Below are 21,953 nucleotides of genomic sequence, written 5' to 3'. Positions count from 1 at the left end.
GTCAGCCTGCCACGGCGGATTGAAGATCGAAGACCGGCAACAGGATCGCCAGAACGATCACCAGCACCAAACCGCCAACCACCATCATCAACATAGGCTCAAGCAACGCTGCAATTCTTTTGCGTTCTGTGGTCAATCTGTGCTCGGTTAATGCGGCGGCGCGGTCTGTCATGCGGGCCAGGCGCACAGAAACCTCTCCTGCCGCAATAAGTTGGCGCGATACGGGTGGAAGAATGCTGAGCGATTCCAAGGCGGAGGCGAGGCTTTGCCCCTGCCGCACGCCGGTGCCGACGTCTTGCGCTTCGGTCTGAAACGCCTCGATTGTCAGAACCGAGGCCGCGCTGTCCACCGCGCTCAGAACCGCGTGGCGGGAGCCGAGCACAAGCGCCAGCGTGCGCATGTATTGCACCGCCTCCGTGAGCCGCGCCAGACGCCCGAGCACCGGGGTTTTGAGCAGAACACGATCTTTGGCCCGTTTCAGGGCTGGCACGCGAGGGATTGCCAGAAACAGCAGGATCAGCGCGGCAACTCCGCATGAAATCAGCTCCCAATGCGCACGAATTGCGTCCGAGACGCCCATCACGAAAACCGTGAGAGGCGGCAGCGGGCGGCCGGTCATTTCGAACATCGCCACAATCTCGGGCGCGACATTGACCATGAGAATGCCGCAGACCAGCAGCGACACAGCGGCGACGAAAGCCGGGTAGATCAGCGCCGTGGCGATCTGGGCTTTGCCGGTGTTTTCCTGCTCCAGGTGATCCGCCAATTCGCCGAACACCGCCGCCAACTCGCCCGCGTCTTCGCCCGCGCGCATGGCGGCGATGTAATAGGGGGGGAAGCCTGCGCCCGATTGTTCCAAGGCGTCCGAGAGCGCCGCGCCGTCGAGCAGATCGGCGCGCGCCTGCGCGGCAACGGTTTCAAGCGCCGGATGTCCGCCAGTTCTGACGGCCTCCAAAGCGGCATCCACCGGCAATTCCGCCGCCAACATCACCGCCATCTGCCGGGTGAAGACCGCCTGCAAGTCCGGCACCAGTTTTCGGGCAAAGAGGCTGCGTTTGCCGGTTTTGGCCGCGCCGGTTTCCGTCAGCTCCGAGGTGAACAGGTCCTGCTCGGCCAGTTGTTCTGTCGCATGGGCCTCGGTCTCGGCCACAATTGTTCCGGTCTTGCGTTTGCCGGAGCTGGTGTAGGCCGTGTAGCTGTAGGCTCTCATGTGGCGTCCCCGACCACGCGCAGCGCCTCTTCAAGGCTGACACGCCCATCGGCTACGGCCTGAAGGCCCTGTCCGGTCAGCGTGTCGCCGGGCGCGAGGGCAATCGCCTTGATTGCCGCTTCGCTTTCGCCGCCGTCGATGGCGGTGCGCAGACGTTCGTCTACCTCCGTTATCTCGAAAATCCCCATGCGCCCGGCGTGGCCTGTGCCCTGACATTCAGGGCATCCAACTGGGTGGTAAGTGACATTGGGCAAAGCGATGCGATGGCGATCAAACAGACGTTCGTGTTCTTCGGCCAGAGGCTCGGCTTCGGCACAATGCGGGCAAAGCTTTCGCAGGAGGCGTTGGGCGATGACACCACGCAGGGTGGCGGCGATGAGGAAGTTTTCCAGCCCCAGATCGCGCAGGCGCACGATGGCGCCGACAGAGCTGTTGGCGTGTAGGGATGAAAACACGAGGTGTCCCGTGAGCGCGGCCTGCGCGGCGGTGCTGGCGGTTTCGCCATCGCGGATTTCGCCGACGAGGATCACATCCGGGTCCTGACGCAGCGTGGCGCGAAGACCGGCGGCAAAGGTCATGCCGATCTCGGAGTTGATCTGGCTCTGGCTGACGCCGGGCAGGTCGTACTCGATGGGGTCTTCCACGGTGACAATGTTGCGCGCGTCGCGGTCGGCCAGTTGCAGCAGGGAATAGAGCGTCGTCGTCTTGCCCGCGCCAGTTGGCCCGGTGGCAAGGATCACGCCGTTGGGGAAGGCGGCGAGGCGGCGTAGCAGCCGCTCCTGGCTCTCTGAAAGGCCCAGATCGACCAGCGGCATCAAGCCGGTAGAGCGGTCGAGAATCCGCAGCACGATGCGCTCGCCATAATGGCCGGGCAGCGAGCTGACGCGGGTGTCGATCACCTTGCCGCCAAGCGAGAGAGGAATGCGCCCGTCCTGCGGCAGGCGGGTTTCGGCAATGTCCAGTCCGGCCATGACTTTGAGGCGCGAGACAATCCGGCGCACGGGGACATCGGGGCGGTTCAGAACTTCCTGCAAGACACCATCAATGCGCATGCGCACGCGAAGACCGCCTTCGTGTGGCTCGATATGCAAATCTGAGGCCGCGCTTTGCACCGCGCGGCGCAGAAGTTGGTTGACCAGTTGGATCACCGGGGCGTCGCCCGGCTCGTCCAGCAGATCACGCTGGCGGCGGGCAAATTCGGCCTCTTCAAGATCAAAGCTGATGTCATCACCTGCGGCGGCGGCACTGTGTTCGCCATCGCGGTAGGCATCGGCCAGCGCCTTGTCAAAGGCGATCTGGTCGACCTCGATGACCTCTATCGGATCAAGCCCGACGCGCCGTTGCACCTCGCGCAGACCAAGCTGCGTGGCATTGGGCCCCAGCGTCACCCGCGCGCCCTCCAACACAACCTGCTGGTCCTGCGCAAAGGAAAACGGCAGGTGCCCGAGCGAGCCGCTATTTTCCGTCGAAACGGAGGCGGCCCGGGAGCGGGGGGAAGTTTCGGCTTTGGGCGACGTCATCAATGAATCCGGCATCAAAAGGTTGGTTCAAGTCAACCCCGTCGAAGGGCAGGCTGTTGATATGTGATGTCGGGTACTTTCCATCATCCAGCGGCGCGATGGAAGCGGCGGTTTGCTTGGCCTTGCGGGCAAGCTGGCGGCTGATGCGGGCGGCTTCGCTGTCGTTCGAGACGACCTGAGGGCGCATCATGACCAACAACACACGTTGGCTGCGGTTGGCATTTTTGCCCCGGAACAGCGCGCCAAGGACCGGCAGTTTCGACAGGCCGGGGACAGCTTGCCGCGCGGTGCCGTTGCCGTTCTCCAAAAGACCGCCGAGCATGATCACCGAACCGTCGCTGACCAGCGCCGCGGTCGACAGAGAGCGTTTGGTGGTGATCTCGCCGCCCGAGGAGGCGTTGGAGTTGGTCAGGTTTGAAACCTCCTGCTTGATCAGCAGGCGCACGGTGCGGTCGGCGTTGATCTGTGGGGTGACGTTTAGCGTCAGGCCCACGTCCTGCCGTTCGATGGTCTGAAACGGGTTTTCGACGGCGCTTTCGCTGACCGTGGTGAAGCTGCCGGTCACGAAGGGCACGTTCTGGGCCACCACGATTTCCGCTTCCTGATTGTTCAGGGTCAGGATTGAGGGGGTGGACAGCAGGCGTGTGGAGTTGACGGAGGTGATGGCGGTCAGAAGGCCGACAAAGCCGTCATCGCCGCGTTGTCTGCCGAACCCGGCCACGCCGCCCGCACCCGGATCCGGCGTGTTGCCGGCGTTGAGGCTGGAGACGAGGTTCACAAGGGACGAGCGCCCCGGCAGGGTGAATTGCGTGCCACCAATGAGCGCGTCGTTCAGCACCGCGCCGAACTGGGCGGAGAGATCCGAGAGGCCCTCGACGGTCATCTCAAAGATCACGGCCTCGACCAGAACCTGCGTTGGGCGTTTGTCCAGGTAACGCACCATGTCCGCGATCTCATTGATGCGCTCGCGCGGGGCGGAGATCAGCAGAGAGTTGGTCTGAAGCTCCGGCACGATGCGGATGGGCGCACGGGTGCCCGTGGGGTCTTCGGTGGACAACGTGCGGGTGACAACGTCGGCGATGGAGGCGGCGTCGGCATAGTTCAGCGCGATGGCGCGACTGACCACGGTGTCGCCCTGTCGGTCCAGCTCGCCAACCAGAACACGCACGCGGTGGCGCATGCCTTCGGAGCCCGAGATCACCAGCGCATTGGAGCGCCGGTCGACGCTCACCGCTGCGCCTTGCTCGATGATTTCCATGGATTGTACCACCTGCAGCACATCGGCGGCATTGGCGTTTTGAAGGCGGATGATTTCCACCGGTTGATTGGCCGAAGGTTTGTCGAGCTGGTCAATCAGCTTGGTGATCCGCGCAATATTCGCGGCGCGGTCCGATAGGATCAGGCGTTTGGAGTTCGGGACGGCAGAGATGATCGCCTCGGAGGGCAGCAACGGGCGCACCACTTCGATGGCTTCCTGCGGCGTGATGTTGGTCACGCGAATGACGCGGGTTTCAAAGCCGCCGGGCAGGCGCGACGCGCCGGAGGCCAGCTCGCGTGCGGTGTTCATCGGCACGATCCGATCCGCTCCGCCGCCTTCGACGATTGTCAGCCGGTTCAGCTCCAGCACCGCCAGAAACACCTCGTAAAGGGCATCGTTTGACATCTCTTCGGGGGAAAGCACCGTCACGGTGCCGCGCACGCCGGGGTCGAGCACAAAGCTGCGGCCCGTGGCTTCGGAAACAATCTCGACGAAGTTGCGCAGGTCCGCATCGCGCAGGTTCAAAGTGACCTGTGCACGGCTCTCAATAGCGGTGCCCAGAAGGAGAAAAAGGGAAAGGACAATAGAAACAATAGGTTTCGACCCGAAGATCCGAAAAACTGGACTCAGGTAGCGGCCGGATTCCGGCTTTGGACGCATCACGCGCTGCATCATGGTCTGCTCTCTGCTCTGGGGGTATGCGGCCTTTTGCGGCCCCCCGCCTCATATGTTTTTCTGCACAATAGGCGAAAACCTGTGCAAAGGCACGAGATTTGACGCGCAAAGCCTGTCTCGGCAGCAGCGCGCCGATAGGGTGCTGCAATTTTGCATCCCGCGCCAATTTCGCTTGAACCCGGCTCTGGCGGCGGCAAGGGTGCGCGGGAGAACACATGAGGGAGCCGCGACGTGACCAGCATAACCCGAGTTGAGACAGCCGATCCCGCCGTGGAAGCCATCCTTGAGCGCCATCACGAGGCAATGCGGGCGCAGACGCCTGAGGAAAGTTGCCATGTGATGACATCCGAGGCGCTGCGCGCGTCCGGCGCATCTGTCTATGCGCTGCGCGATGAAAGCGGTGCCGTCTGTGCGGTTGGTGCGTTGAAACCGATGGGCCAGGCAGAGACCGAGTTGAAGTCGATGCATGTCCCCAGCGAAATGCGGGGCCGGGGGTATGGCGCGGTGTTGCTTGCGCATCTGCTGGACGAAGCGCGCAAGACACAGGCGCAGGCTGCGTTTCTCGAGACCGGATCCGAGGACGGGTTCGCCGCGGCGCGCGGTCTCTACGAGGCTGCGGGCTTCACCTACTGCCCGCCGTTCGGGGACTATGTGTCAGACCCGCTGAGCGTCTTTATGACCCTTCGGCTCTGAGTGCGGCTTTTTTCGCAACGACGGTTGCCCCCGCCTGCGAAAATCGGCAAGTACAGATGTAGCGGTCCCTTAGCTCAACTGGATAGAGCAGCTGACTTCTAATCAGCAGGTTGAGGGTTCGAGTCCTTCAGGGATCGCCATTCATTTCAAGTTGTTGCCGGGTCAAAGGCTCAGCGTCTTGGCGGTCGCAAACTGCTGACAACGTGCGTTCAATCGATCAGACCCGCTTCAGGGGTCTGATCCTCCGTTGTAGCCCGTTCAGAACGCAGCCTGCCGACGCCCTTTTGAACCGGTTAGCGGGCCGACAATCCAAGCATCTTGTTCTTCTTCCCGGCCCAGCTCATCAGGGTCAGATCGAAGGTCAGGGCCATCAGCGCAACGTTCATACCGAGCACAAAGTTCTTTCCCAAATCCGTACCCGCCAAGGTGCGCTGCAACTCCTGCCCCAGATCCTGGGTGCCGATGAAGGCGGCGATGATGACCATGAAAAATGCGAACATGATGGCCTGGTTGAACCCGACGGCCATGGTTGGCAGCGCCATGGGAAGTTGCACGTTCAGCAGTTTTTGGCGGCGCGTCGCCCCGGACATATCGGCAGCTTCCGTCATCTCCGCCGGAACATTCCGCAGGCCTTCGATCGTGTAACGGGTCAGGGGAACCGTGGTGAAAATGACAATCGACAGCACAACCGTCACGTCCGACACCCCAAACAACATGATCGCGGGCAACAGGTAGATGAAACTGGGGAACGTCTGTGCCGTATCGCAAACCAGCAGAATGCGCGTGGCCCAGGTTTTTGACCGGGACGCAAGGATGCCCAGCGGGACGCCGATCATGACCGACAGGATGACCGCGGAAATCACAGAGTAGAGCGTGATCACGGAGCGGTCCCACCAGCCCGAAAAGGCAACCGTTGTGAAGAAGGCCGTCGCAAAAAGCGCTGGGCGTTTTCCGCCGAAACCCCACGCAAAGGCCACCACGACAAGGATGAAGGCGGGCGTCGGGATCCACAGCAACGCGTTGCGGAACGGGATCAGTACCCAGACATTGAGCACGTACCGGATGGTCTCTGTCACGGACTTCACGGCATCAATGGCCAGCGCGCCTTTGATAACAGTGTCAATCTCGCGACCCATGGACAGAGATTGCTTGCGGCCGACCTTGTCGAGGATATCGACGAACTGGCTGAGCAGCAGGAAGAACACAAACGCGGCCACAGCCATGACCAGATATTTGTGCCGAATATGCCAAGGGGTGCCACGTTCGTGGTGCACGGGCAGTTTGACGACCCAGGCCTTGGACATGCGGTCCAGCGTGATCGCGACCAATACAATGGTCACACCAATCTCGAAGGATCGGCCAAGTTTGAAGCTGTTCATCATCGCCAGAAGTTTGCCACCCAGGCCGGGCATCCCGATGAACGCCGTCAGAACCACCATGGCCAGACACAGCATGATCACCTGATTGACCCCAACCAGGATTTCCGTGCGGGCGGAGGGGATGAAGACCCGGAACAGCATTTGCAGCCGCGTGCAGCCGGACATCTTGCCCGCCTCGATGATCTCCGGGGCGACTTTCTTGAGCCCGAGCGTTGTCATGAGCACCATTGGCGGGATCGCGTAGATCGTTGTGGCGATGGCGCCCGCCGTCGGGCCTACCTTGAAAAAGATGACCGCTGGTAGCAGGTAGGTGAAGAAGGGGATAGTTTGCAGGATCGCCAGAACGGGTTTGATCATCCTTTCGAACCAGCCCCATTTCCAGGCCATGATGCCGAGGGTCAGCCCAATGAGAAATGCCAGAGGCGCAGCCACCGCGAGCACCGAGAGGGTTTGCATCGCGATCTTCCATTGCCCGACAAGCGCTGTCCAGACGAAGGTCCCGCCGCCCAGAAGCGCCAGCCGCCAACCGCCAAGGTAATAGCCGATCACAGCCGCAACCGCCGCCACCGTCGACCACGGCAAAGGGTCGAAAAAGGGCCAGCGGTGTTTGCCTTCGAGCAAGTTCGCCGTCACACCAAGCAAAAACGCCAGCGGACCTTCGGCAAACCATCGGGTCAGATGGATCAAACCCGGACGTCCGGTGTCGAGATCGCCTTTGATAAACTCGAAAAAAGTATCCAGCCAGTTTGCCAAGGGCGGCACCCAGGCTTCGGGGACACGGATCAGGAAATCGGGCAGGATCGGTTTGGCGAAGCAGAGCAGCGCGGCGAGGCCCAGAAGCGCGATAATGACCGGATCATAGGACACGGAGCGCCGTATGGGCGCAATGGGAGACGCAATCTCGACCATTTCAGCCGTCCCCCAGCAACACGTCGAGCGCCGTCTGCCGGTTCAGGACGCCAATCAGCGCCCCGTCCTTGCCCGCCACGGGCAAGTTGTCGCGTGTATCGCCAACGAGCTGCCGGGCCAGTTGGTGGATGGTCAGATCCCCCGCCACGGGATCGCCTTCGACCGCTGTGCCGTTGATCGGCTTTGCCAGAACCCCTGCATGCACAACCCGCGATTTCTCGATCTCTTCGGTGAATTTTCGCACGTAAGGCGTACGGGGCTTGAGAACAATCTGATCAGGGGTGTCGCACTGCTCAATCGCGCCGTTTTTCATGATGGCGATGCGATCTGCCAGTCGCAGCGCCTCGTCAAAATCATGGGTAATGAACACGATGGTCTTGCCCAGCATTTCCTGAAGGCGCAGGAACTCGTCCTGCATTTCGCGCCGGATCAGGGGATCAAGCGCGGAAAAGGGCTCGTCCAGAAACCAGATATCCGGTTCGATTGCCAGTGAGCGCGCAATGCCCACGCGTTGTTGCTGACCGCCGGACAGTTCGCGGGGAAAGTAATCCTCGCGTCCTTCAAGACCCACCAGCTTGATCACTTCAAGGGCACGTTCGCGGCGGTCATGGCGATTCTGGCCGCGCATTTCCAAGGGAAAGGCCACGTTGTCGAGGACCGTGCGATGCGGCAGAAGCCCGAAGGACTGAAACACCATGCCCATTTTTGAGCGGCGCAGTTCGATGAGCTCTTTCTCGGAAAGCGCCATCACGTCCTGGCCCTCAACCTCGATGGTGCCGCCCGTGATGTCGTGCAGACGTGAAAAACACCGGACCAGCGTGGATTTTCCGGAGCCGGACAGGCCCATGATCACCAGCATCTCCCCACGGCCGACATCCACGGAAACATCCTTGACCCCAGCGATGTAGCCATCTGCGTGAATGTCTTCATAGCTGCGCCCGGCTGGCATGGTCTTCAGGTACTGTTCCGGGTTGGCCCCGAACAGTTTCCAGACGTTGCGACAACGAATGACAGGGGTCTGTGTGCTCATGTTTTGGTGCTCTCTCGCCAAGCGGTCATGGGGCAGGCCGCTTGTTTTTTGGCCCCGTTCCGTCACGAGGCGCAGAAATGTTGAATGCCCTGCCCGGATGCGGCCCGGACAGGGCAGGGGTCATTGATCGCCGGGGATCAGGATCCGCTGGGCAGCCAGCCTCTCCAGACATCTTCGTTGGCTTCCAGCCACTCGGCGGCGGCCTCTTCCGGCTCAAGCTCATCCACATCGACCAGCTTTGCCATTTCCGCGATCTGGGCATTGGTGAACGAGACCTTGGTCAGCGTCGCATAGGCATCCGGCCACTTGTCTTTCATACCGTCCCAGGCGGCTTTCTTCAGATAACCCTGTGCCGGGTTGCCGCAATCATAGAGCGCGTCCGGATTTGGCCCGACCGACGGATCCTTGTCACAGCCGTCCACCCATTCGGGGAACTCGACAAACTCGCCGGGCCAGACGGCCTCGGCAAAGTTGGGGGTCCAGTTGAAGACAACGACAGGTGTCTTGTCGGCCTCGGCGGCCCCGATCTCGGCCCAGAGCGCGGCGGCGGAGCCTGCGTTGATCACGACAAAATCCATACCCAGCGCTTCGACACGCTCCTTGCCGTGCTTGAGCCAGTCTACCGGACCGTCAAGATAGCGGCCTTTCCCGCCGGTTTCGGCGGTGGCAAAGACGCTGGCGCATTCGTTCAGGGCTTCCCAGCTGGGCAGTCCGGGGCAGGCGTCCTTGGTCCACATCGGGTACCACCAGTCCTCACGCGTCACCGCATTGTGGTCACCGGCATCATGCAGTCCGCCCTTTTCCAGAGCGGCGCGGAACGAGGCGCCAAAGGCCCCTTCCCAGACTTCAAGCTCCAGCGTGACATCACCCAACCGCACGGATTCATAGACGGCCTGGCTGTCTGTTGTGACGTATTCAACGTTGTTGCCCATCTCTTCGAAGATTTGCCCAACCACGTTGGACATGACGATTTGGCTGGACCAGTTGTGGATCGGAATGACGATCGGGTCGGACGAATCCTCCGCAAACCCGACCGTGGCCGTCATGGACAGAGCGGCTGTACTGGCAAGCAAATTGGCTCGGAAATTCATGTATTTCTCCCTGATGGAATGCCACCGATTGAGCAGGTGGTCATGCAAGTCGGAAGCGGCGCTTCCCATGGAGAAACTAAGAAGCGAATGTGAACAGGTCAGCCCGAGCGGATGAACGACTTGTCTCCTGTTGTTAAAAAATGTTAACAGAGAGTGAAATCTATCGAGGCAAACCCGGTGATGGACAGAATCCTCATCATAGAAGACGAGGCCGTGACCCGTGCGACGCTGGCCAGCTATCTGGAGGCACAGGGGTATGACGTTGTCGAGGCGGAGTCCGCGGAAGTTGCCGAGGCGTCGCTCGAGGGCTCGGACTTTGATCTGCTGATCGTTGACGTGAAGCTGGAAGGCAAGTCCGGATTGCAGATCACCCGCGAACAGCGGGCGAAATCAAGCATCGGGATCATTCTGCTGACCGCGCTCGACGATGATGTGGACCGCATTGTCGGGTTGGAAATGGGGGCTGATGACTATGTCTGCAAACCGTTCAACCGGCGCGAACTGCTTGCCCGGATCAGGAACCTTCTTCACCGCACTGCCGAGGCGCGCCGCCTCTCTCGCCGGGTTGTCAGGTTCGAAGGGTTTGAATTTGAACGCGAAACCCGCAGGCTGACCAATCCCGAGGGCGAGGATGTTCCGCTGACGCGCGCGGAATACGAAGTGCTGAACCTGCTTATCTCCAAGGCCGGCGGGGTCGTGACGCGGGAGGCATTGATGACAATTGTCACGCACCGGAAATTTGGCACCAACCCGCGTACCGTGGATGTTCTGATCCGCAGGCTGCGTGGCAAGCTGGAACCGGACCCCGCCACTCCGAAGCTGATCACCACGGCCCATGGCGAAGGCTATGTCTTTACCGGGCGGCTGAACTGACGTCCTGAAGCGCTGCCAGGGCCTCCGACAACTCCGCGCAAACCGTGTCAATTTCGGCCGCAAGCCCTTCGAGACTGTCTTCTGAAGGGCTGTTTTCGATGCGCGCCAGCATGTTCATGAGTGGATAGAAGTCGAAATTCCCGGCAGCGCCTTTCATGCGATGGGCGATTTTTGACGCCGCTGATGTTTGACCTGAGAGAATGGCCTCGCGCAGTCTCTGTTGGTCTACTTCCACCTGTTCCAGGAACATGCCTGCGATACGGCGCGTGGCCTCCGCTCCAAAATCCACCACGTTTTCCCTTAGGACATCATGCACCGACTGTTCCGCCACATGTTGTGGCCGGGTAGACGGAAAGACGCTCCTTTTGCGGCCAGCGGCCACGTCGCTCAGAGCCTGCTCCAGTCGAACCGGAGAAATCGGCTTTGCAACAAAGCAGGTCATTCCGGCGTCGAGTTGTGATGTGACCTCTTCCTCCATGACATGGGCGGAGATCCCGATTACCGGCAGGTCTGAAAAGCGGGGGTGGGCGCGCAGCCGTCTTGTGGCCTCGGTGCCGGACATGCCGGGCAGGTTCACGTCCATCAGGATGACATCGAAGTCCTCTTCCTCAAGCCGGACAAAAGCCTCCTCGGCGCTGGCCACGCAAACACAGCCATGACCCATGCGCTCAAGGAAGCTTTTGGCCACCATCTGGTTGATTTCGTTGTCTTCAACAACCAGTGTTTTCAGAGGGTTCTGCGTGACAGGCAGGATCTGCGGCTCGCTTCGCGTTTCGAGATCGGCAACCTCCCCGACATGCATGTCCACAACCAGCGTGAACACCGATCCTACGCCCTTTGTGCTTTCAACACTCAATCGTCCATCAATCGCCTCTGCCAGTCGTTTGCAGATGCTCAAGCCCAGCCCGGTTCCTCCGAAGGTTCTGGTCGTGGTGCCGTCCTCCTGTTCGAAGGCATCGAATACGCGGGCTTGTGCGTCTTCGGAAATGCCGACTCCTGTGTCGCTGATTTCAATTGTCATCCGGGTCCGGCCGGGTGAGGCCGCGCCTATGCGCAAACGCAGGATGACCTCGCCTTCCGTGGTGAATTTGACGGCATTGGACAGCAGATTGAACAGGATCTGACGCAATTTGCCAATATCGCCCACAACGGCCGCCGGGATGTCATCGGGAAGGTCCAGCCACAGGTCCAATCCCTTCTCGGCCGCGCTTGGCTGCATCAGCGTTGTAATGTCTTCAAACAGAACACGTGGGGAGAAGGTTTCGTTGTCTGTAACCACCCGATCGTGCTCGACTTTCGAGAAATCGAGAATGCCATTGAGGATCTCAAGCAGGTTCTGCCCGGAGGCGATGGCGGTACGGAGCCTGTTGTTTTGCCGGTCTGTCAGGCGGTCTTCGCCAAGTCCGCGCAACATGCCCAGAACACCGTTCATCGGTGTTCGGATTTCATGGCTCATCATGGCCAGAAACTCCGACTTTGCCTGATCGGCGGCCTCGGCCTTTTGCCTTGCGGCGTCGTGGGCTTCGACTTCGCGTTTCAGCTGCTCCGTCTGTTCGGCAACCAGCGTTTGCAGGTTGTTGCGATGCGCCACCAGCTCCCGCTCGGCCAGGTCGCGCTCACGCAAAAGTTGCCGGTTGGCAATTGCCTGTTGCCGAAAGACCTCCACCGCTTCCTCCATCTGACCGATCTCATCGGATCCACGCACTGACACTTTGCGGTTCATATCGCCCCCGGCCAGTGCCGCCATGCCGCCAGAGATCCGATCCAATCTCCGTGTGATCGTGCCGCGAATGATGAACCACAAGACAGCGAGGGAGAGACCAAACGCCGCCACCGCCGCGACCCCGTTTCGTATTTGTGCCGTGCGGACGCTCTGAGCCGCCATGTCGCCTGCTTCGATGGCCTGCGCTTGAAACATATCGGCAAGGGCATCTGCCTCGCGACCAATCTGATTGGCCACGTTTTGCAGGTCTGTCTGGAGAAGCGTGCTCTGCTCGCGCCCTTCCAACACGGAGTCCGCGAGGTCAAACACCCCATCACGAGTGGTCAACGCCGTCAGGGTTTCGAGATGCTGTCCTGCCTGTTCGGAGCGGCCGGGATCACGGATAGCCTGTGTCCGGCGCGACACCACTGCAAGCCGGTTTTGCAAGTCCTGACGGATCGCATCGAGGTCGTCTCGTGTCGCCGCATCTTCGATCTTGTTGAGCAAAAGACCGATTTCCGCCGTCTGGGACCGGAGCTCCAGCATCAGCCCCAACTGAAACAGGTCAACCTCCAGAAGCTTGTCCAACATGTCGGCGTGGTCGCTTGCGGGGGGCGAGAAATCATACAGGCTGGATATGACGGCCGTTGTGCCCATCTCCGCATTGGCAACAAGCGTATCGGCCATGTTCAAAAGGTCCGTCGCGGCGTCGAGCGCCTTGGACAGGTTTCCGCGCAGAACCTCGATCCGGGAAATGCGGCTTCCCACAACTCGGTTCAACCGATCAACCCCAAGCTCGATCTCGGCCAGCGTTTCGCGCAGGCGCTCCGAGCCGGATCCCCCCTCGCTTTCCAACCGGGTCAGACGGTGCTCAAGGGCGCGCACCTGATCCAAAAGGAACGTGGCGCTGCGGGTGCGCTGGCTCTGGGTGCTGACATCGGCAAAGTCCGGAGCCATCGCAACAAGACGCGTGCTTTCCTCTGCAATACCGCGCACTTCGGAGATAATCGGAATTGTCTGGTTGATGACCTGCGTCTGGGCCCGGGCAAGGCTGCGCAGTTCGATCATGCCGAGGATGCCGGCAATTGTCGGCAGACCGGCAATCACCAGAAACGCGAGGATCAATCGGCTTCCTAAGCCAAAACGCAGGCCGGGTTCCTTGGGCATGAATGAGCATAAACAGCAACGGATGCCTTTGCCAAACACAACTGTCCTCCTATGATCGCGTGACAAGGAGAGGTTCCCGAATGTCACTCAAGAGCATCCTCGTCGGTCTGTGCCTCCCTGCCATGGCCATGGCGGAGACTTGGCCGCTTCAGGCGCCAGCCGTGCCCTTCAACTATGACAGCCCATCCCGTGCCATCGACTATCAACCCCTGACCTCTGCGCGTGAGGCCTGGCGGATTTGCGTCTCGTTCCCCCACCTCAAGGACGCTTACTGGCTCAGCGTGAACTACGGAATGGTCGAAGAAGCGCGTCGGCTTGGCGTTACTTTCCGTCTGGTCGAGGCGGGTGGATACCCAAATGTGGACCGCCAGATCCAACAGATCAAAAATTGCACGGACCACGGGGTTGATGCTCTGATTGTAGGCACCGTGTCCTATGAAGGTCTGACTGAAACAGTGTCCGCCATCGCGCAGGACATCCCCGTGATTGCTGCCGTCAACGACATTGCCGATCCCGGGATCAGCGCGAAATCCGGAGTGTCCTGGGAAGACATGGGGCGGGCTGCGGGGGAGGTTCTGAGCCGTCGGCACCCGAAAGGATCAGCGCCCGTCGATGTGGCCTGGTTTCCCGGCCCGGAGGGGGCGGGATGGGTGAGCTTCGTGGAGAAAGGCTTTCGCGGCGCGCTTGAACACAGCTCTGCCCGCATCGTCACCACGAAATTCGGAGACACCGGACGCGAAATTCAGGTTCTTCTGGTTGAGGAAGCGCTCGATGAGCATCCGGACATTGACTATATCGTCGGCTCTGCCCCGGCGGCGGAGGCCAGTGTCTCGATCCTGCGTGCGCTCGGGTTGCAGGATCGGGTCGGCGTCATTTCCGACTACATGACCCATGCGGTCTATCGCGGGATCCGGCGGGGCAGGATCATTGCCGCCCCGTCCGATCACCCGGTTCTTCAGGGGCGACTGGCCATCGAACAGGCTGTTCGCGCCATCGAAGGGGAGTTGGACCTGCCCCACGCGGGGCCCAGAATTTCCCTGTTCAATCAGGCCACACTGACAAACGATTCCATGCGCGAGACATTGGCTCCGCCGACGTTCGTACCAATCTTTGAGCTCAAGTAACCCGCATTCGCTGTGATGCGCGGGGCCCTGTGCGCGGGTAGAGAGTTTCCTCTTGCGTCCTTACCGCTCAAAATGGGTAAGGTCGCACAATGGTTTGCGAATAGGGGGGTGTCGTGACCGACTTTCTGCTTCTTGCCTTTATTTTCCTGATTGCCGGTGTGTTCTCTGTCCCGCTGGCCACGCGGCTGGGGCTTGGCTCTGTGCTGGGCTACCTGATTGCCGGGATCGCGATCAGTCCGGTCTTGGCGGTTCTTCACGTGGACGTTGTGGCGCTTCAGCACTTCGCCGAGTTTGGCGTGGTGATGATGCTCTTCCTTGTCGGGCTGGAACTGGAGCCGAAGATGCTCTGGTCCATGCGCGCGCGCCTGCTGGGGCTGGGCGGTGGACAGGTCGGATTGACCACGCTTCTGGTGATGGCGGTGGCCATGGCATTCGGGCAGGTCTGGACCGTGGCCCTTGCCATTGGCCTTGTGCTGGCGCTCTCCTCTACCGCGATTGTGCTGCAAACGCTGGGTGAAAAGGGGCTCATGAAGAGCGATGGCGGCCAGTCGAGCTTTTCCGTGCTGCTGTTTCAGGACATTGCCGTCATTCCGATGCTTGCCCTTATTCCACTTCTGGCCATGCCGGAACTGGCGGAGTCCCTGTCTCATGCGGCCGGTCATGGCGATCATGGTGGTGAAGGGGATCATGGCGCCAGCCTCAGCCTGGTTGATGGCCTTCCCGGTTGGGGCGTTGCGCTGGTGACAATCGGTGCCATCGCTGCCGTGATCGGTATCGGCTCCTATCTCACCAGCCCGCTGTTCCGTTTCATCGCCGCCGCCGACCTGCGCGAATTGTTTGTGGCCACGGCGCTGATGATGGTCATCGGCATTGCCCTTCTGATGACGCTGGTCGGCCTTTCCCCGGCGCTTGGCACCTTCCTTGCAGGCGTTGTGCTGGCCAACAGTGAGTACCGGCACGAGCTGGAAAGCGACATTGATCCGTTCAAGGGGCTGCTGCTTGGCCTCTTCTTCATGACCGTTGGTGCAGGGATCAACTTTGGCCTGCTGTTCGACAATTTCGCCATCATCCTTGGGTTGACCCTTGGCCTGATCCTGCTCAAGGCGGCGGTTTTGTTTGTGCTGGCCATCGTCTTCAAGATCGAAGGGGCGGATCGTTACCTCTTTGCGCTGGGCCTCGCGCAGGCGGGTGAATTTGGCTTTGTGCTGCTGTCCTTCACCGTTGCCAACGCGGTTATACCCGCCGCCGTGGCCGATCAGCTTTTGCTGGTTGTGGCCTTGTCGATGCTGCTGACCCCGGCGCTTTTCATCCTGTACGATCGGGTGATTGCGCCGCGCTACAGCGGTGCGGACGAGCGCGAGATGGATCAGATCGAAGAGCCCAGCAACATCATCATCGCGGGCCATGGCCGGGTTGGCGGGATCGTGGCGCGGATGCTGCGCGGTGCGCGGCTTTCGCCGACGGTGATCGATTTCAGCGCGAAACAGCTGGAGATTCTGAAAGTCTTTGGCGTGCAGGCTTATTTCGGGGACGCCACGCGGCCTGATCTGCTGCATGCGGCGGGCATTCATGATGCCAAGCTGATGGTCATCGCGATTGACGGCAAGGAACAGATCACCGAACTGGTGAAATACGTCCGCCACCATTATCCCGATGTGCACATCGTGGCGCGTGCCGTAGATCGCAGCCATGTCTATGATCTCTGGGCCGCAGGCTGCCGCGATATCATCCGCGAAACCTATGACAGCTCGCTGCGCATGGGCCGCTCTGCGGTGGAGGCTCTGGGCTATTCGCGGGATCAGGCCGAAGGCGTCGTCGACGCCTTTCAGGAGTTTGACCGCAACGCCATGCTGATGGCTGCAGATCACTACGATCCGACGATCCCGATGCATCAGAACGAAGAGCTGCTCGAACGGTTCCACGAAATGCGCGAAGGCTGGGAGGCAGATCTCTACGCCCGGATCGAAACCATCCTGTCGGAGAAAAGCGCATGAGCGACAGCCAGGCGCGTTTCCTCACCGGTAGCCTGACCCGTCATATCGTGGTCATGTCGCTGACCTCGGCGGTGGGCCTTCTGGCGCTCTTTGTGGTCGATCTGGTGGACATGGTGTTCATCTCCATGCTCGGCGTGTCGGAACTTGCGGCGGCGGTGGGGTTTGCCGGGTCGATCCTGTTCATGACCACCTCCGTCAGCATCGGGTTTTCGATTGCTGCCGGGGCGCTGGTTGCGCGGGCGTTGGGCGAAGGACGTGGGGATCGGGCGAGCGAAGTGCTGACCCATGTCATGGTGCTCGGATTTCTCTTTGCCGTCGGCTTTGCGGCGCTTGTGTTCATCAGCCTGCCTGCGCTGACCGCGCTTGTAGGGGCAGCAGGGCAGACACAGGATCTGGCGATTTCTTATTTGCGCATCCTGATCCCGACCATGCCCATCCTGATGATCGGCATGATCGCCTCCGCCGCCCTGCGCAGCCATGGCGCGGCGAACCTGTCGATGATGGTTACGATCATCGGCGGAGCCGTGAATGCGGTGCTCGATCCGATCTTTATCTTTGTGCTGGATATGGGGCTCGACGGCGCAGCATGGGCTTCGGTTGCGGCGCGCCTGTCCATCGCCGGATCGGGGCTCTGGTATGTCATCCGGCGCTATGGCGGGCTGACAAGCTGCGCACCGTTGAAGATTGTCAAAGACATAAGCCTGATTGCCGGGCTGGCCACTCCGGCCATGCTGGCCAACATCGCGACCCCGATTGGCAGCGCCTATGTCACCCGCGCCGCGTCTGCTTTTGGAGAAGAGGCCGTGGCCGGGATGGCCGTGGTCGGGCGTCTGACGCCGATTGCCTTTGCCCTGATCTTTGCCATGTCGGGCGCGATAGGGCCGATCATCGGACAGAATTTCGGTGCGGGGCAACATGACCGGGTGCGCAGTGCATTCCGCCGGGCCATTGAACTGACCGTGGTGTTTGTCGTCCCGGTTGTTCTGCTGCTGTTCCTCCTGCGCGGGCCAATCGCCGATCTGTTCAACGCGCAAGGAACGGCACGTGATCTGATCTATCTGTTTTGCGGGCCTCTGTCGCTGGCGTGGATTTTCAACGGGATTATCTTTATCGCCAACGCCTCCTACAACAACCTCGGTCACCCGTTCTATTCGACATGGATCAACTGGGGCCGCAACACCTTGGGTGTTGTGCCGTTTGTCGCCATTGGCGCGGCGGTCCTTGGCGCCGAAGGGGTTCTTGTCGGGCAAATGGCGGGCGGCGTGCTTGTCGCGCTGGTCTCCCTTTGGCTTGCCAGGCGCGTGATGTCTCAGGCGGAGGTGACGGAACCGGAAAAACCGGAGCGTCCGGCGTTCTCGACCCATCGCAGGCATTTTACCATGCTGAACCACCGCCGCTGAGGCCCGCCGAACAGCCTGCTTGTCGCGGGGTCTCAGGGGCGCGTGGTATCGCAGTGATCCGGCAGCGCGGGCTGCATCGCCAAAAGCTGCTGAAGGCCGCAATTGCCGCGCACTAGGTCATCAAGCGTGACCATGTCCAGCTCATGGTAGAATGCCTCAAGTGCCCGCGTGATGTAGTTGCGCAAACGGCAGGTCGCGGAGAGCGGGCAGGTGTTGGTTTCGGCGTCGAAACACTCGGCAAAGGGGATATCGGCCTCGAACAGGCGAAACACGTCCCCGATGGAAATCTGGTTGACCGGCAAGGCAAGCCGAATCCCACCGGTCCGCCCGCGCGTCGTCCACAGGAAGCCCGCCGCGTTCAGACGTTGCACCACATGCGCCGTATGATTGGTAGAGCAATTGCACAGGTCCGCGATTTCCGCAGTTCTGAGCAGGCGATCGGGGTTGATCGCGCAGGCCATCAGGATACGGGCGGCGAGGTTGGTTCTGGTGGTCAGGCGCATGGGGTGCTCGGGTTATGTCTCGAGAAATACTTGCACCAAAAATACCGATATTCCTTGAGATGGATCAAGTCGCCGCTCTGCTGTGCGTTATAATACCCATTTGAAATGTGGATTATAGTTCGATGCTCGCTGCGCAACCCCTTTCAGAACACAGCCTCAAAACCGGAGAGCGAACCGGAGCTTTGCTTGCCGTTCTGGCCGGGCTGATCTGGCCATTGCAGGCCGCGCTGCTCGCATGGGTCATGGCGGAGTTGCTGAAGGCACCGGCAACGGCTCCGGTCCTGATCGCGCCGATGGGCTTTGCCGCGCTGGCGGTTGTCCGCGCGTTGATCGATGTGTCGTCTCAGCGCATTTTGGCAGAGGCCGCCGATGTGCGCATCATGGCGCTACGTTCGGAAATCGTGGCGCGCGAAAGCACCCTGTCGCAGGACTCCCGGTTCGGCAACGCCGGCGCTCTGGCGGCCATGGCAGCGGAGAAACTGGAAGCGGTGCGTCCGTGGTTGCTGCGGTACAAACCGGCACGCACCAAGGCCGCTGTACTGCCGCTCGTCATCTTCTTCCTGGCGCTTTGGCACAGTTGGGCAGTGGCGGTTGTGCTTTTGGCAGCTGGCCCGCTGATCCCGGTCTTCATGGCCTTGGTCGGCTGGGCGGCCAAGGCAGCCAGCGCGCGGCAGATGGTTGAGGTTGGGGCGCTGAGCGATTTGCTGGTGGACCGCCTTGCAGCGCTGTCCGACTTCCGGCTGATCGGGGCAGGGGATGCGGTGATCGACGGCTTTGCCGCTGCTTCCGACAGCTTGCGAGACCGCACCATGGCGGTCCTGCGCGTCGCTTTCCTGTCGTCGACCGTTTTGGAGCTTTTCTCGGCAATCGGCGTGGCGATGGTCGCGGTCTGGGTTGGGTTCAGCCTGTTGGGAGAGTTGAAATGGGGCGCATGGGGCGGAGCGTTGAGCCCGATTGCAGGGATCTACCTTCTCCTGCTTGCTCCGGATTATTTTCAGCCGCTGCGAGATCTGGCAGCGGCCTGGCATGACCGCGCCGCCGCAGAAGCCGTGCTGCAGGAGTTGCAGGACTGGCGAACAGAGGACAGGCCTTTGCGGATGGGCGGCGGCGCAACCGATGCCGATTTGCGGGGCGCCGAGGTGTATGTCTCCGGCCTACATTTCCGCAATCGACGGTATCCCGATCTGACGGTGTCTCCCGGTGACAGCTTGGCAATCATCGGGTCAAGCGGCAGTGGTAAAACGTCGCTCCTGCGGCTTCTGGCTGGACTTGAGCGCCCGGATCGCGGCGCGATTTTGCTGAATGATCAGATGCTTGATGATGACGTGGCCGAAAGCTGGCGTGCCGGGATTGGCTGGATGCCGCAGGCCCCGCATTTCCTTGATCGCAGCCTGCGGTATAACATCGGGTTTGGTGCGCGCCTGGATCCGGCGGTGATCGACGCGGCGCAATTGCATGGCGTGCTTGCCGCGCTGCCCGAAGGCGATCAGACCCGATTGGGCGCGCGCGGCGCGGGGCTGTCGGGCGGCGAAGCGCGGCGGATCACGCTGGCCCGCGCCTTGCATGGTGCGCCCAGGCTCTTGCTGGCCGACGAGCCAACCGCTGACCTCGATGCGCAGACCGCCGATGAGATTATCGACAGCCTGCTGGCGTTCTCCGCTGCGGGTGGCACGCTGATGGTCTCGACCCATGATCCGAAGCTGATCGCCCGGCTGGATCGCGTCATCCGGCTCGATGCGCCGTTGGGGGACTCCGCGTGAAAGCATTGCTTGACCTCATGCGGATCATGCTCCGCGAAGTGCGCCGCGCCTTGCTGTACGGGTTCGCGCTTTCGGTGGCGGTGCTGGTCATGGGCGTCGCGCTTCTGGGGCTGTCCGGCTGGTTCATCACGGCGGCGGCGGCGGCCGGAATGGCGGGGCTTGGCATCCTGTTCAATGTGTTCATTCCGTCGTCCATGGTCCGTTTCCTGGCCCTGGGGCGGACCTTTGCCCGCTATGGCGAGCGGGTGCTGACCCATGACGCCACCCTGCGCGCGCTTTCGACGCTGCGGCGGCAGGTGCTGCAAGGGTTGATGAGCCGCCCGTTTCGCTCGCTGGAGCGTCTGCGGGCCAATGCCTTTCTGAACCGGGTCACTGCCGACATTGATGCGCTGGACGGCGCGCTTTTGCGCCTGTTTATCCCGGCTTTCGCGGGGTGGCTCGTCATTCTGGCTGCCACGGCGGTGATCTGGTGGCTGGTGCACCCGGCTGTCGCGCTTCTGATCGGGCTGGGCTACCTGCTGCTTCCAACCCTTGTTTTCCTGCTTGGCCAACGTGTGGCGCAAGGCCATGCACGTCGAACAGAGGCAGCGTTGCAGGCGGCGCGATCCCGGTTGATTGACCTGATCGCAGGGCGCGATGACCTGGCGGTTTACGGGCAGATCAATGCGACGGCGGCCCATGTACAACAGGCGTTTGCCCGCCATGCGGCTGGGCGCCAAAAGCTGGACCGGATCGAGCGGCACTGCGGGGCGGCGTTGGACCTGATTACGGCATTAATCACGGCGTCGGCTCTCGCGATTGGTGGGATGCTGGTTCAGGCGGGTGAGCTGAACGCGGCGCAGGCGGCGATTGCGGTTTTTGCCGCGCTGGCACTTGGGGAAGCGGTGGCCCCAGTGCGGCGGGCCTTGTCGGAGATCGGACGCATGGTGCAGGCAGCACGCCGGGTGTTGCCATTGATCGAAGCAAACGATGAACCGTCGAAACACCTTGGAACCGCGGAGTCCGGCGATCTGATCCTTGAGTCCGTCAGCTATGAGAACGGTGCCGGCAAACGGCGGATCCTGCGTGACCTGTCGTTGACTGTCGCGCCGGGGGAGATGTGCGCTCTGACCGGGCCAAGTGGCGTGGGAAAAAGCACTGTTCTGCTTGTGGCCGCCGGGGCGCTGGCGCCGTCGCGGGGTTTGGTCACATGGGCAGGCCAGCGCTTAGAGAACCTGCCGCCGCAAACGGTTGTCCTTGTCCCGCAGCGCAGCGCGTTGATCTCTGGAAGCATCGCCGAGAATCTGCGTTTTGCGGATCCGGAGGCCTCCGATGATTGCCTGTGGGACGCTTTGAACGCGGTTTGTCTGGCCAATACGGTTCAAGAAAAAGGCGGCCTCAGCGCAGAGTTGGGGTTCCGCGGTGCGGGGCTGTCTGGAGGCGAGGCACGCCGGTTGGTGCTGGCGCGCGCGATCCTGTGCCGCCCGGCTGTGCTTCTACTTGATGAGCCGACAGAGGGACTGGACGAAGCCACCGCTGCCCGTGTGATGGCAGGCTTGCGCGCGGCTTTGCCGGATGCTGCGATTCTGATGGCCAGCCACCGATCCGTTGAGGTCGCGGCAGCGGATCATGTCCTGACACTTAGCAACGCCTGAAACTCCCCCATACTCAAAATTCCGTATTTGT

General features: G+C 61.3%; 15 protein-coding genes and 1 tRNA gene. 8 read left to right on the top strand and 8 right to left on the bottom strand.

From position 1 onward, the window contains the following. Position 1 precedes the first annotated feature (1 nt). From E4662_RS02375 to gspD, 3 genes are read right to left on the bottom strand one after another with little or no spacing between them, the layout of a single operon-like run. Positions 2 to 1,210 carry a type II secretion system F family protein gene (locus E4662_RS02375; RefSeq protein WP_136439659.1) on the bottom strand — a complete coding sequence of 403 codons (1,209 nt, stop codon included), beginning with the start codon at positions 1,208 to 1,210 and terminating at the stop codon, positions 2 to 4. Next, the gene (locus E4662_RS02370; protein ID WP_136439658.1) at positions 1,207 to 2,730 is read right to left on the bottom strand and encodes a GspE/PulE family protein; all 1,524 of its coding nucleotides are present in this window, start codon (positions 2,728 to 2,730) and stop codon (positions 1,207 to 1,209) included. Before E4662_RS02370 ends, E4662_RS02375 begins: the two co-directional genes overlap by 4 nt. After that, entirely contained in the window at positions 2,666 to 4,513 is a 1,848-nt protein-coding gene (gspD, locus tag E4662_RS02365) for a type II secretion system secretin GspD (RefSeq protein ID WP_240705098.1), read from the bottom strand. Before gspD ends, E4662_RS02370 begins: the two co-directional genes overlap by 65 nt. A gap of 381 nt (positions 4,514 to 4,894) precedes the next feature. On the opposite strand from gspD, the gene E4662_RS02360 reads away from it, so the two are divergent. Both E4662_RS02360 and E4662_RS02355 read left to right on the top strand, forming a co-directional pair. Next, positions 4,895 to 5,356 carry a GNAT family N-acetyltransferase gene (locus E4662_RS02360; RefSeq protein WP_136439657.1) on the top strand — a complete coding sequence of 154 codons (462 nt, stop codon included), beginning with the start codon at positions 4,895 to 4,897 and terminating at the stop codon, positions 5,354 to 5,356. A 63-nt stretch (positions 5,357 to 5,419) separates the two neighbouring features. Continuing rightward, positions 5,420 to 5,496: transfer RNA gene (locus tag E4662_RS02355), tRNA-Arg, on the top strand. Positions 5,497 to 5,649: 153 nt separating this feature from the next. Here the strand turns inward: E4662_RS02355 and E4662_RS02350 are convergent. The 3 genes from E4662_RS02350 to E4662_RS02340 all read right to left on the bottom strand — a co-directional run bounded on the left by E4662_RS02350 (position 5,650) and on the right by E4662_RS02340 (position 9,720). After that, positions 5,650 to 7,644 (bottom strand): ABC transporter permease, encoded by a 1,995-nt coding sequence (locus E4662_RS02350; RefSeq protein ID WP_136439656.1) that lies wholly within the window; start codon positions 7,642 to 7,644, stop codon positions 5,650 to 5,652. Between the two features lies 1 nt (position 7,645). Next, positions 7,646 to 8,674, bottom strand: a complete 1,029-nt coding sequence (locus E4662_RS02345; protein WP_136439655.1) for a quaternary amine ABC transporter ATP-binding protein — start codon at positions 8,672 to 8,674, stop codon at positions 7,646 to 7,648. Between the two features lie 137 nt (positions 8,675 to 8,811). Further along, positions 8,812 to 9,720, bottom strand: a complete 909-nt coding sequence (locus E4662_RS02340) for an ABC transporter substrate-binding protein (protein WP_240705124.1) — start codon at positions 9,718 to 9,720, stop codon at positions 8,812 to 8,814. Between the two features lie 225 nt (positions 9,721 to 9,945). On the opposite strand from E4662_RS02340, the gene E4662_RS02335 reads away from it, so the two are divergent. Continuing rightward, on the top strand, positions 9,946 to 10,638 hold the full coding sequence (locus tag E4662_RS02335; RefSeq protein ID WP_136439653.1) for a response regulator: 693 nt from the start codon (positions 9,946 to 9,948) through the stop codon (positions 10,636 to 10,638). Here the strand turns inward: E4662_RS02335 and E4662_RS02330 are convergent. After that, complete coding sequence (locus E4662_RS02330) at positions 10,619 to 13,465, bottom strand: sensor histidine kinase (RefSeq protein ID WP_168797872.1); 2,847 nt, start codon at positions 13,463 to 13,465, stop codon at positions 10,619 to 10,621. The two genes, E4662_RS02335 and E4662_RS02330, sit on opposite strands and share 20 nt — an antisense overlap. A 122-nt stretch (positions 13,466 to 13,587) precedes the next feature. On the opposite strand from E4662_RS02330, the gene torT reads away from it, so the two are divergent. The 3 genes from torT to E4662_RS02315 all read left to right on the top strand — a co-directional run bounded on the left by torT (position 13,588) and on the right by E4662_RS02315 (position 18,025). Then, positions 13,588 to 14,631 carry a TMAO reductase system periplasmic protein TorT gene (gene torT, locus E4662_RS02325; RefSeq protein WP_240705097.1) on the top strand — a complete coding sequence of 348 codons (1,044 nt, stop codon included), beginning with the start codon at positions 13,588 to 13,590 and terminating at the stop codon, positions 14,629 to 14,631. Positions 14,632 to 14,744: 113 nt separating this feature from the next. After that, positions 14,745 to 16,625: a cation:proton antiporter domain-containing protein gene (locus E4662_RS02320; RefSeq protein ID WP_136439651.1), complete on the top strand. Its 1,881-nt coding sequence runs from the start codon at positions 14,745 to 14,747 to the stop codon at positions 16,623 to 16,625. Beyond that, the gene (locus E4662_RS02315; RefSeq protein WP_136439650.1) at positions 16,622 to 18,025 is read left to right on the top strand and encodes an MATE family efflux transporter; all 1,404 of its coding nucleotides are present in this window, start codon (positions 16,622 to 16,624) and stop codon (positions 18,023 to 18,025) included. The genes E4662_RS02320 and E4662_RS02315 overlap by 4 nt, the downstream gene beginning before the upstream one ends. 32 nt (positions 18,026 to 18,057) lie before the next feature. On the opposite strand, the gene E4662_RS02310 is transcribed toward E4662_RS02315, so the two are convergent. After that, entirely contained in the window at positions 18,058 to 18,528 is a 471-nt protein-coding gene (locus tag E4662_RS02310) for an RrF2 family transcriptional regulator (protein ID WP_136439649.1), read from the bottom strand. A gap of 122 nt (positions 18,529 to 18,650) precedes the next feature. On the opposite strand from E4662_RS02310, the gene E4662_RS02305 reads away from it, so the two are divergent. Then, entirely contained in the window at positions 18,651 to 20,288 is a 1,638-nt protein-coding gene (locus tag E4662_RS02305) for an ABC transporter ATP-binding protein/permease (protein WP_136439648.1), read from the top strand. Then, positions 20,285 to 21,922 carry a thiol reductant ABC exporter subunit CydC gene (cydC, locus tag E4662_RS02300; RefSeq protein ID WP_240705096.1) on the top strand — a complete coding sequence of 546 codons (1,638 nt, stop codon included), beginning with the start codon at positions 20,285 to 20,287 and terminating at the stop codon, positions 21,920 to 21,922. Before E4662_RS02305 ends, cydC begins: the two co-directional genes overlap by 4 nt. Positions 21,923 to 21,953: the final 31 nt, after the last annotated feature.

Origin of the sequence: Pacificoceanicola onchidii, from assembly GCF_004804335.1 — a bacterium.
GTDB lineage: Bacteria > Pseudomonadota > Alphaproteobacteria > Rhodobacterales > Rhodobacteraceae > Pacificoceanicola > Pacificoceanicola onchidii.
This window is presented reverse-complemented; position numbering and strand designations above follow the sequence as displayed.